The organism is uncultured Campylobacter sp., from assembly GCF_938030685.1.
GTDB lineage: Bacteria > Campylobacterota > Campylobacteria > Campylobacterales > Campylobacteraceae > Campylobacter_B.
Genome location: NZ_CALHHX010000178.1, coordinates 1 through 11,109, shown reverse-complemented (window position 1 = coordinate 11,109; position 11,109 = coordinate 1). Strand labels below are relative to the sequence as shown.

At 47.8% G+C, this 11,109-nt stretch carries 10 protein-coding genes and 1 pseudogene; 4 read left to right on the top strand and 7 right to left on the bottom strand.

Annotation, left to right across the window (positions count from 1 at the left end; genetic code table 11):
• From priA to mscL, 6 genes are all read right to left on the bottom strand, one after another.
• Positions 1-2,688 (bottom strand): primosomal protein N' (priA, locus tag Q0369_RS08280; protein WP_298098523.1); only part of this gene is annotated, 2,688 nt, incomplete at its 3' end.
• Positions 2,689-2,692: 4 nt separating this feature from the next.
• Complete coding sequence (locus Q0369_RS08275; RefSeq protein ID WP_298098520.1) at positions 2,693-3,178, bottom strand: type II secretion system protein; 486 nt, start codon at positions 3,176-3,178, stop codon at positions 2,693-2,695.
• Between the two features lie 82 nt (positions 3,179-3,260).
• Positions 3,261-4,331 carry an archaetidylserine decarboxylase gene (asd, locus tag Q0369_RS08270; RefSeq protein ID WP_298098517.1) on the bottom strand — a complete coding sequence of 357 codons (1,071 nt, stop codon included), beginning with the start codon at positions 4,329-4,331 and terminating at the stop codon, positions 3,261-3,263.
• Positions 4,332-5,459, bottom strand: a complete 1,128-nt coding sequence (locus tag Q0369_RS08265) for a metallophosphoesterase (protein WP_298098514.1) — start codon at positions 5,457-5,459, stop codon at positions 4,332-4,334.
• Positions 5,460-5,468: 9 nt separating this feature from the next.
• Positions 5,469-6,101 carry a Crp/Fnr family transcriptional regulator gene (locus tag Q0369_RS08260; RefSeq protein ID WP_298098511.1) on the bottom strand — a complete coding sequence of 211 codons (633 nt, stop codon included), beginning with the start codon at positions 6,099-6,101 and terminating at the stop codon, positions 5,469-5,471.
• A gap of 9 nt (positions 6,102-6,110) precedes the next feature.
• Positions 6,111-6,512 (bottom strand): large-conductance mechanosensitive channel protein MscL, encoded by a 402-nt coding sequence (gene mscL, locus Q0369_RS08255; RefSeq protein WP_298098508.1) that lies wholly within the window; start codon positions 6,510-6,512, stop codon positions 6,111-6,113.
• Between the two features lie 114 nt (positions 6,513-6,626).
• Here mscL and gltX point away from each other — a divergent pair, with 114 nt between their 5' ends.
• The 4 genes from gltX to Q0369_RS08235 all read left to right on the top strand — a co-directional run bounded on the left by gltX (position 6,627) and on the right by Q0369_RS08235 (position 10,377).
• Positions 6,627-7,943 (top strand): glutamate--tRNA ligase, encoded by a 1,317-nt coding sequence (gltX, locus tag Q0369_RS08250; protein WP_298098505.1) that lies wholly within the window; start codon positions 6,627-6,629, stop codon positions 7,941-7,943.
• A complete protein-coding gene (locus Q0369_RS08245) occupies positions 7,930-8,226 on the top strand; it encodes a YggT family protein (protein ID WP_297903307.1) in 297 nt (98 codons plus the stop codon). Before gltX ends, Q0369_RS08245 begins: the two co-directional genes overlap by 14 nt.
• Positions 8,223-9,887 (top strand): lytic transglycosylase domain-containing protein, encoded by a 1,665-nt coding sequence (locus Q0369_RS08240; RefSeq protein ID WP_298098502.1) that lies wholly within the window; start codon positions 8,223-8,225, stop codon positions 9,885-9,887. The genes Q0369_RS08245 and Q0369_RS08240 overlap by 4 nt, the downstream gene beginning before the upstream one ends.
• Before the next feature lie 247 nt (positions 9,888-10,134).
• Complete coding sequence (locus Q0369_RS08235; protein ID WP_298098500.1) at positions 10,135-10,377, top strand: hypothetical protein; 243 nt, start codon at positions 10,135-10,137, stop codon at positions 10,375-10,377.
• 394 nt (positions 10,378-10,771) lie between these two features.
• On the opposite strand, the pseudogene Q0369_RS08230 reads toward Q0369_RS08235, so the two are convergent.
• A pseudogene (locus tag Q0369_RS08230) lies at positions 10,772-11,109 on the bottom strand (hypothetical protein); the annotation flags it as partial.

Here is an 11,109-nt window from a genome sequence, read left to right as displayed (position 1 = left end):
GTTTACGGGATCCATATCGATCTCGACGGGCAGATGCTCAAGCGCGCGCGCGGCGTTAATTAGCGGCACGTGCGAGCTAGCCCGCAGCAGAATTTCAAAGCGAAATTTCGACGCGATATAGGCGATGCCCGCCTTACCGTAGCCGATGATCTCAAAGCTCTCGCTCGCTTTCTCTTTCAAATACTGCACGGAATTTTCGGCAGTATTTTCGGCCGCTAAATTTATAAAATTTTGCGCAGCGCTCTTTCTTTCAGGCTTTAAATTTACGCTATCCGCGTCCCCGTCGCAAGCTGAAATTTGCGCGGCATTTTTCAAATTTGAGGTGTTTTTTTGATGGTTTAAATTTGCGTCGTCCCTGCACAGATCCGAGCTTTGAAATTTAAAATTTGATATTTGCTTACCGCCCTGCTGCGCAGAATTTTGCAAATTTAAAGCGCTTAAATTTGCTCTCCTCGCATCCAGTCCGTCATATGATGCAAACGCGCTGCCTCTCGCCTGTTTGCGACGCAAAAGCTCAAGCGCTACGTTCATTATTTCGCTCGCCGCGTTTTCGTTTTTATGCGAGATCAGCACGCGCAAAAGTCGCATATACGGCGGATAGAGCCCCTCGCGAAACTCCGCTTCGTCGCGCAAAAAATCGTCGTAGTTTTCGATATAATCCCTAAAAAAGCCGCTCTGGCGCGTCTGTATGACGACTCTGCCCTGCCCCGAGCGACCCGCGCGGCCAGCCACCTGCATCGCAAGCGCTAGCGTCTTTTCGCGCGCCCTAAAATCGGGATAGCTCAGATGCTCGTCGATCCCCATTATCACCGCAAGATCGACGCCGTGGTAATCGTGCCCCTTGCTAAGCATCTGCGTGCCTACCAAAATGTCGATTTTATGGGCGTTGAAGTTATTGAGCAGCGCCTCAAGCTTGCGCTGCGTGGTGATCTCGTCGCGATCAAATTTTGCGATACGGGCACTTGGGAAACGCGCCGTAAGCTGTGCCGCAAGCTCGCCAGTGCCGATCTTGCGCGCCTGCATCACCTCGCCGCCGCAGTTTTCGCAAGACGCCTTGTAAAACGTGCTAAAGCCGCAGTAATGGCACTTCAGCGCCGCAGCGTCCGCGTGGTAGCTCATCCCGACTGCGCAAAACGGACAGCGCACGATCTGCCCGCAGTTTTCGCAAACCATATATTTGTAGTTCGCGCGCGTCGGCAAAAACACGACCGCCTGCTTGCTAGCTTCAAGGCTGCGCCCGATCTCGGTTAAAATTTTAGGGCTCAGCCCCGTCTCGCTCTCATCGAAAATGAAGCGCTTAGCGCTGCTAAAATAGGTGCCGCGCAGGCGGAAATGCGGCTGCTTCGCGTAGGTGCTAAGCGCGGGCGTCGCGGAGCCCAAAACCACGCGGATACCAAGCTTCTTGCCGACGAAAATCGCGGCGTCGCGGGCATTTAGGCGCGGCGCGGCGGCGGATTTATAGCTGTCGTCGTGCTCCTCATCCACGACGATGAGGCCTAGATCGCTAAAGGGCAAAAACAGCGCCGAGCGAGCGCCCGCGATGAGCCAAATCTCGCCTGCGTTAAATTTCTCTAAAATTTCGCGCTTTTTTTTGGGCGAAATTTTAGAGTGCCAGACGCCGAGTTGCTCGCCGAAATAGCTCTGTAGCCGCTTCGTCATCTGCGGCGTGAGCGAAATCTCGGGCATCAAAAACAGCGCCTGCTTGCCCGCAGCGAGCGTCTGCGCGATCAGCGCGATATAAATTTCGCTCTTGCCGCTGCCCGTATCGCCGAAGATCAGCGACGTCTCATTGGCTTCGGCAAATTTACGCGCTTGTTCCTGCGCGGGGGTGAGGTTTGGAATTTTACCTATTTGAAGCGGAGATAGCGGCTGCGAAATGGGGCTTTGCGCGGTAGCGGCGGAATTTTGAATTAGGACGGAATTTTGCGCTGAAGTAAAATTTTGAATCGAAACGGAATTCTCTCCCTCGGTAAAATCCCGCTCTTGGATCAAATTTTGTGCGATTGCGGAATTTTGTTTGTGCGCAGAACCCGGCGGGGCAGCAAAATTTATGGCGGTCTTTATGGCGGCAGAATTTTGATCTGATATGAAATTTTGAATTGAAGCGGAATTTAGTTCATTGACAAAGCCCTCTTGGATAGAATTCTGCGCGGCGGTAGAATTTAACGCTAAATTTTGCGAGATAATATTTTGCACCTGCTTCAAATTTTGCTTTTGCGTAGAATTCAGCGCGGTGGCGGAATTTTGTGTAACGCCAGAATTCCCGTCGAGCGTAGAATTTCGTGCGGTGATGGAATTCTGCTCGGAAATAAAATTTTGTTCGCAGATAGAAGTTTGCTTGCAAGCGTAATTCCACTCGGCAGCGGGATCCTCCTGCAAATTCTGCAAGTCCTGCGTCGTCTCGCTCGCAGGCTCGAAAATCCCAAATGCAACGCCCTTTTCGCAGACATAGTAATACGCGATAAAATTTGCAAGTGCGATCTGAAACGAGCTAAATTTGAGCTGCGAAATTTCTAAAATTTCCTTGGTTTTAAAGCTCGGCTTTGAGACCTCACGCAGGATCACGGCGGATTTGACGCTCGATTTTACGGGAACTGATACGATTTGATAGGATGAGATTTTAAAATTTGAACTATAAGTAAGCGGCTTTAGGCTGGCGCCCAAAACCGCAACTTCATAATAGAGCATTTAGCTATTGAGCTAAGGATTGACAAAGATCGTCTTTGTGATCACAGTCGAATGAACCTATGTTTCTATTCTTGTTTGCACCGGAAGTAGGTATACTAGCTCTTGTTGGATAATAAGAAAAAGTAGTCTTTTTCCCCGCTACGTTAGCAATATATTCGGATGTGGCGTTATCACTACCGTCTTTTTTTAAAACCCAACCGTTTCTACCGCCGTCTCTCATAGGATAGATAGGTTGCTGCAAAACGCCTTCAAAAAGAGTGGCATTGTCCGAACCCTCCAAAGCAGGCCATGTAGTCACACCTCTCATCATATTCTCGCTTCTAACTAGCGAAAGTCCGCTTCTAATGGCGGCGATGTCTCCGCGCATCTTAGCGATCGTAGCATCGTCGCGCGTAGCGGCTAATCTAGGCACCGCAATGCCCGCCAAAATACCTAAAACGACGATGACAAAAACAAGCTCTATCATCGTAAAAGCTTTTAAATTTTTCATGTTAAATCCTTTGATTTAAAGTGAGATGATTATAGCCAAATTTAAATAAAATTAATTTTAGTTAAAGAAAAAATCCTGCATTTTAAATGGAATTTTGTGAAATTTCATTAAATTCTGCGATTTTTTGTCCGAATTTTACGGACGTATCAGCCGGGGTTTCAAATTTTAAAAACTCGCTTTGCGCTACGAGTACGATCGTTGAGCCCAGCTCGAAATTTCCCAAATGATCGCCCTTTTTAAAGTTTAAATTTTCATATTCGTAAAGCGCCTCAGCTCTATTTGCGCATGCATTCGTCTGTATTCGTGCGTCGAAATCAAATCTCATCTTACCTACGTTTAAAGCACCCACGAAAACCATCCACAAAATCCCGCCGTTACGCATTTTGCACTTTAAAATTACGCGCTCGTTTTTAGCGTAGAGGTTTGGAATCTTAAGTAAAAATTTCTTCGCCACGCTGTAAAGGTCAGCAGGTATGTAAAGCGCCTGCAGCACGCCCAGATCGCACGGCGCATGATAATGATGATAATCGCGCGGGCTTAGATAGATGTTTGCGTAGCTTAAATTTACGCCGCTTATATTTTCGCTGTCTTGGGCGTCCTCTGCACTCGTTTCGCGGCTCTCACCGCTTTCATCGCTATAAATTTCAGCCTGCACGCCGCTCGCAGCATAAGTTGCGCCGCTTTCATCGCCTCTGATTTTCGCTTGCGCGGCGCAAAATTTCATCCCTGCGCCGGCATCTTTTGCGCATCCGGTTCCAACCTCGCCGCTACCGCTCGTAGCAACTGCCTCGTCATCTAAATTTTTAACCGCTCCGCCGCTTTCGCTTGCCGTAAACGTGCGTCCTAGCAGCTCGCTAAGGCTATATTCGCAGCCCTTTACGCTAAAAGCCCGCAGATCGGCGCAGCTTCCGCTCTCAAAGATCACGCCGTCGCTAGGGCTTATGAAGGCTCGCTCGTCTACCGCTATCTCACGCGGACGCAGCAAGCGGCGGGTAAAAAGCGCGTTTAGGCTCGCGTAGCTCTGCGGCGGATCAAATTCGCTCATATCGATTTTGAAAAATTCCACATATTTGCGGTTGATAAAATTTTGTATAAATTTAGGGAATTTCACCGCGGCGATAATCCCGAAAATCCTCGAAATAAAACTTCTCATCTATGCCTTTCTAAGCTTAAGCAACGCGATCTCGGCATCAGCAAAGACCCTTATCGGCGGCCCCCAAAACCCTACGCCGCTGCTTACGTAAATTTGCTTCAGCCCGTCGTTATACAGCCCGTAAAGATACTTCTGGCTAAGCAGCACCAAAAGCGTCCACGGGAAAATTTGCCCCGCGTGCGTGTGTCCGCAGATACACAGATCGACTTCGTCGCGCACGAAATCCACGACGTATTTTGGCTGATGCGCGAGCAAAATTTTAGGCTTATCGGGGTCTGCCTGCGCTAGCGCAGCGCTTAGATCGGGCTGCATGTATCCGAAGCGAAAGCCGCTAAGATCGTGCACGCCCATTAAATTTAGCCCTTCAAATTCCACGCTTTCGTTTTGCAGCACCCGCACGCCCGCTTTTTGCATTGCCGCGATAAGCCCGCTTGCGTCGCCGCGGTAATATTCGTGGTTGCCCGTGACGAAAAATATAGGCTTTTTGATCGCCTCAAGAGGCTGCAAAATATCCCCGAGCTCATCCGAGCGCAGATCAAACATATCGCCCACGATCAGTAGCGCATCGTAATTTAGCGAGTTTATCTGCGCTACGACGCCTTGCAAAAATTCCTTTTTCAAAAACTCGCCCAGATGCACGTCCGAGATGACGACGAAACTTAGCTCGCGAGCTAAGTTTTTGATTTTTATTTCGCGCTCGGTGATTTTTGGAATTTTTAGTGCATTATAAAGCCCTTTAAAAATATAGCTAAACGCCATTATTACGAAGGTTACATCGATAAAGGTTTTTAAAAATTTTCGCCTATTTTGGCTAAATTTAACTACATGCGCAGCGGCGCTTAGCACATCGTAAGCAAGGCAGATAAAAAAGAGCGAAAAGGACGCCGCCATGCAAAATACACATAGCTTATAAAGCAGCTCGTTTTTGAAGCTTCCATTAAGCCCAAAACCCACAAAAAATATCGCATCTAAAATCGCCAAAGCTACGCAAAGTAAGTTCAAAGCGGGGCGAAAGATCACGAAATTTTTATATGGCGTAAAGCGCGCGCTGATCGATCTGTAGACGTAAAGATTAAAAAACAGAAATAAAACCGTGCCGACGATCGGGAAAATATAGGCGCTTTTCAAACTCTAGCCTTAGATATACTCGTCCAGCTTATCTTTATCAAAGCCCGTGATTTCTTGCTTATCGTCTAAAATTAGCGCGCCGCTCTTTTTAAATTTAGTGATGGTGCGCGAGAAGGTCTCGGGGGTGACATTTAGAATTTTGGCTATTCTGGTGTATTTCGTGCTTATAAAAATATCGAAATTCTCGCTGATAAACTTAGCGATCTTGCCGTCGCAGTTAAGCACGACTTGATTATCAAAGACCGCATTTAGCGCTCGGATCTTCTCAGACATCGATTTTAAAAGCTCCAGGCAAATCTTTGGATCGCTCATAAACTCGTTTTTAAATTTTTCATAATCGATCTTTAGCACCTCGCCGTTTGTCGAAAACACGCCGCTTGCAGGATAGCTCGTCTCTTCGAAATTTACCATCTCCGCCACGAGCGAGATGGGGCGGATCTCGCGCATATGGATCTCACGCCCCTTTGCGGAGGTTTTATAGATTTTTAAAATTCCTTTTAGCAGGATTAATAGATACTGCGAGCGCTCGCCCTCGAAAAATAAAATTTCGCCCTTTTTGTAGCTTTTATGGATGCTAATCTGTTCCAAACGATCGATTTGCGCTGCGCTTAGAGCTTTAAAATAAGGAATTCTCTCAAGCATCGCCGCAACCTATTTTTTAAGCAGGTCTCTTATCTCGCTAAGAAGTTTGACCTCTTCGCTAGGCTCCGCAGGTGCGGCAGGCTCCGGCGCAGGAGCAGGCTTTTTAAGCTTATTGATCGCCTTGATCGCGCAGAATATACAAAACGCGATGATGATGAAATCGACCGTTACCTGGATAAACGAGCCGTAGTTTATCGTAACGGCGGGGGTCTGCCCTACCGCTTCTTTTAGCACGATCTTAAGATCGGTAAAATTCATGCCTCCCGTAAGAAGTCCTAAAACCGGCATCATAATGTCGCTTACGAGCGAGGTTACGATCTTGCCGAAAGCCCCACCAATAACGACGCCCACCGCCATATCAATGACGTTGCCTTTCATTGCAAATTCTTTGAATTCCTGAATGAAACCCATATTGTCTCCTTAGATAAGATGCGCCGATATTAGCCTATTTTTGCTTTGTTTTTGCTTTTTATTAGGAAGTAAAAAGTATAATCCCAGCTTAAATTTAAACCCAAAGGACCTAAATTGTATCGCTTCGCTCCGTCGCCCACCGGCGATATGCATATCGGAAATTTACGCGCGGCTATTTTTAACTACATCTGCTCGCTGCAGGATAAAAGCGGCTTTATTTTGCGCATCGAGGATACCGACACTGCGCGCAATATCGAAGGTAAAGATCAAGAGATAATCGAAATTTTAAAGCGCTTCGGCATCTCGTGGCAGAGCCTGTATTATCAAAGCAAAAATTTAAAATTTCATCAACAGTTCGCAGCCAAGCTGCTCTCCGAAAAAAAAGCGTTTTGCTGTTTTTGCAGCGAGGAGGAGTTGGAGGCTAAAAAGCAAGCCGCCAAGGACGCTGGCGAGGCTTATCGCTACGACGGGCACTGCGAGCATTTAAGCGATGAAGAGGTGCTTGGCTGCGAAAAGCCCTTTACTATCCGCCTTAAAAAACCTGATCACGCGCTGGAATTTACCGACGCAATCAAGGGCCGTATCGCATTTGAGCCGCAGAATATCGACAGCTTTGTTATCATGCGTGCGGACAAGACGCCGACCTATAACTTCGCCTGCGCCTGCGACGATATGATGCAGGGCGTGAGCTTCGTAATCCGCGGCGAGGATCACGTCTCAAACACCCCGAAGCAAAACTGGATCCGCCAAAGCCTCGGCTACGAGGGCGAGATCAAATACGCGCACCTGCCGATCATATTAAATTCCGAAGGCAAAAAGATGAGCAAGCGCGAGGATAGCTCCTCGGTAAAATGGCTGCTTCAAAGCGGCTACCTACCCGAGGCGATCGCGAACTATCTGATCCTGCTGGGCAATAAAACGCCGCGCGAGGTCTTTAGTATGGATGAGGCGGTGGAGTTTTTCGACATCGCTAAAATTTCAAAAAGCCCGGCGAAATTTGACGAGGATAAGCTCGCCTTTATAAACCGCGAACATATCAAAAGAGCGAGCGAGCAGCGCCTGGCTGAGCTTTTTGAGCTTGAGCCGAAATTTGCACCTTTGATAAAATTTTACACTCAAGAAGCAAGCCTTATTCCGCAGATTAAAGAAAAGATCGCAGCGATCTACGGCGCGAAAGATATCCCGCAGGAATGGGCGGCGCAGGCGCAGGCACTGCGAGAGGCGATCTTAAATTTATTAAGCTCAAACGATGCACCAGCAGAATTTAATGATTTCAAAGCGGCGCTTTCGCAGGCTACAAGCTTAAAGGGCAAGAGTCTGTTTATGCCACTTAGATTTTTACTAACCGGCGCACCTCACGGACCGGAGCTTAGCGAACTGTATCCGCTGATCCGCGCCGATTTGAAGGAGATACTCGATGCTACTAAATAGCGTATTTTACGGCATTTTAGTGAGTATTCACTACGTGATTCAAGCTTATATGATGCTAATTTTCGTCGCGTGCGTTTTGAGTTTCATCCGTCCAAATCCGTTCGGTAAATTTTATAAAATCGTCCGCGTCATCTCTGCGCTTACCGAGCCTGCGTTTGCATTGGTGCGTCGCTATCTGCCTACGACTTTCGGCGGCTTCGATCTTTCGCCGCTTCTTATCCTACTCGTGCTTAACTTCTTTGACAGCGCGATAATCTATATCATCAATAGGACGGTCATTTGAAAATATTTCTGAAATTTAGCCTTGTTTTGGGACTGCTGTGCGCCGTATCGGGCGGTAAAATTTTAAGCTACGAACAGATCAAAGACGAGCCAAAATCCCTAGCCAAGGACTATTACATCTATCGCCTAATAGATGAGACGAAATACAACAAAGCGGAAATTAAAATTTTAAAACAAAGTATCTTTCGCTACAAAGGCAAACTAAAAGAGAAGCTAGATAGAATTTTTGGCGCCATTCGCCCTCCTAAGCGTCCGGATCGCTGCGCAGGCGTTACCTCCGCCAATATTTTAGATGCAAATTTAACCTGCAAAAAGGCGCGCTCCTATCCAAATTTTATCGCCAAGCTAAGCCCGTCGGTGCGCGAGACGCTCGCTTCGCAGCTTGAAAAGTACCAAGACGCAGCAAGTAGAAACGCTGTAAATTTACTGCGCGGATTTAACGACGAAAATCCGAGCGAGTATTTTATGCAAAGCCGCAATGCGCAAAACTACTTTTTATATTACAATTATCTAAAAAGCTCCGGCAAGGACGCTCTCATCGACATCGACGCTGATGCGACCTTCGTTACCGGCCTAAGCGCTCAGCCAAGCTTTAAGGCGGTTCTTAACGACGCGCTAATCAACCGCAAATACCCGCACTTGCGCCGCTCGCTCACGGGCGTCGATCCACTAGCCGTGGAGAAGGACGTAGCGTTTATGCTCGGCGTAAATGCCGTCATGCAGGGCGATGAAGGGGCTGCGCTTGCATTTTTTAGCCGCGCAGCAGCGAGCTTTGAGAAGCCTCACGATGTACACAATGCGAAATTTTGGATCTACCTGCTAAATGGAGATCAAAATGTCTTGCGCCAGCTTGCTAGCAGCGATTATTACAGCCTCTATGCGCTTTATGCCAAGGAGGTCTTAGGGGATAGGAATTTAAACATAATCATCCCAAATCCTGCTAAAAATTCCATCGAAGGCTACGATATTACCGATCCTTTCGCTTGGGTTCGCACGAAAAATAGCGCTGATCAGATGTCGCGCGAGCAGCTTTTGGAATTTGCTAAAAAATTCGACACCAAGCAAAGCATCGGCGAGTACTCATACATCATGAATAAAGCAAGCGGCGGCAAGGATAACTTCTATCCGACGCCGTTTATGGAATATATCGGCGACGGCGACAACCGCCGCAAGGCGCTAATTTTGGCGCTTGCGCGCCAAGAGAGCCGCTTCGTGCCCGCATCGGTATCTACGTCATATGCACTTGGAATGATGCAGTTTATGCCGTTTTTGGCTAACGAGATCGGCAAAAAGCAACTCAAAATCGACGGCTTCGATCAAGACGATATGTTCCGCCCCGAGATCGCTTACCGCTTCGCTAACATCCATATCGACTGGCTGGAGCGTAAAATTTACAGCCCGGTTTTCATCGCATACGCTTACAACGGCGGGCTCGGGCTCGTCAAAAAGATGCTTCAGCGCGGCGATATGTTTAATAAGGGCAAATTCGAGCCGTGGCTTAGCATGGAGCTCGTACCGTATGCCGAGAGCAGGGACTACGGCAAAAAGGTACTCGCAAATTTTATCATCTACTCGCAGATCCTCGATCCGCGCGCGAAAGTCTCGGTGCAACAGGAGCTACAGGACCTACTGATACCGAGCAGAAGCGACAGCTTCCGCTAAGCCGGCGGCGGGCTTGAAGGATGATTTTAAGAGGCAACGAGCGAGAAATTTTAAAAGCCGCCGCCCCAAAAGCGCAAAATTTGCCAGCCAATAGCTTAGACGAGCAGATCAAAACGGCGAAATTTTACCGCAAAAGTAGGCAAGGCTCTATAAAATCGTGCGAATTTATTTTGACTTCAGTGGTTAAATTTTATCTATTAATGCCTAATGACGACCATTTCCAGATCTGCACGAAAGGTGGCGTGCCATGCAAATTATCGCGACCGCAATTCTCATAGTAGCCGCCGTTTTGTGCGTATCGTCATTGAAAGACGAAAAGAAACGCTCCGCAAATTTAGCGGCTTGCCTGTTTTTTATGGCGTTTGCGTATTGCGTGCAATTCAGCGTAGGGGACGATAGCTACGTCCGAGTGGACGGCGCGGCGCTGATAGTCTTTTTTATCTTTGCGATTGCTTTTTTCGAGCTTTATTTATGGAGCGACGAGCTTTAAAATTCAAAATTCATTGAAATTTTATCGCGGCGTTTTGTGAGTGATTAAATTAACGCCCGAGCGTAAAATTTTAAGTAGCATGAAATCAAAATCGGGCGTTTTCGGCTATGGAATTTAAACAGATAACCTATCCGCAGCTTGCCCGCCGCAAAGGCTGCGGCAGGTTTAAATTTAGCCTCTTTACAGCTTGTTTGCGGCGATTTAAAATTTCGTAACTTCGAATATGCAGTCCGCCGTTTAAATTTCGGCAAGCTTTAAATTTTAAATTTGCGCTTGCCGACTGTGCCGTTTTAGTTAAATTTAACGGCGCGGGGCCTGCAAGCGCGGGATGATTTAATCGCGATTTAAATCGTGCGGCTCCGCGAGCCGTTTTAAAATTTAGCGATCAAATTTACTATTTGAAAAGCCTTTTAATCCTGCCGAAAAGCGACTTTCCGCCGCCTGCGGAGGTTTCGTCTTCATGATCTTCTGCGGCGGAATTCTCGCTGCCGTCTTCTATCGTATCGCCGCTGCACGGGACGGAATTCTCGCCGCCTGCCTTAATTGCGCCGCCATCCGCTTCCATTGCACTGCCGCCGCCCGTCGCATTGGCGCTGCGCAAGGTAAAATTCTCTCTGACCATCCTAACGCCTCCGCATGCCTTGCTGCGCCCTATCGCTTCGCCGATCTGCTGCGCTGCGATTTCCGCGTAGATCAGCGCGCCCTGCGTATCGCAATTAAAAAGATTTGAAA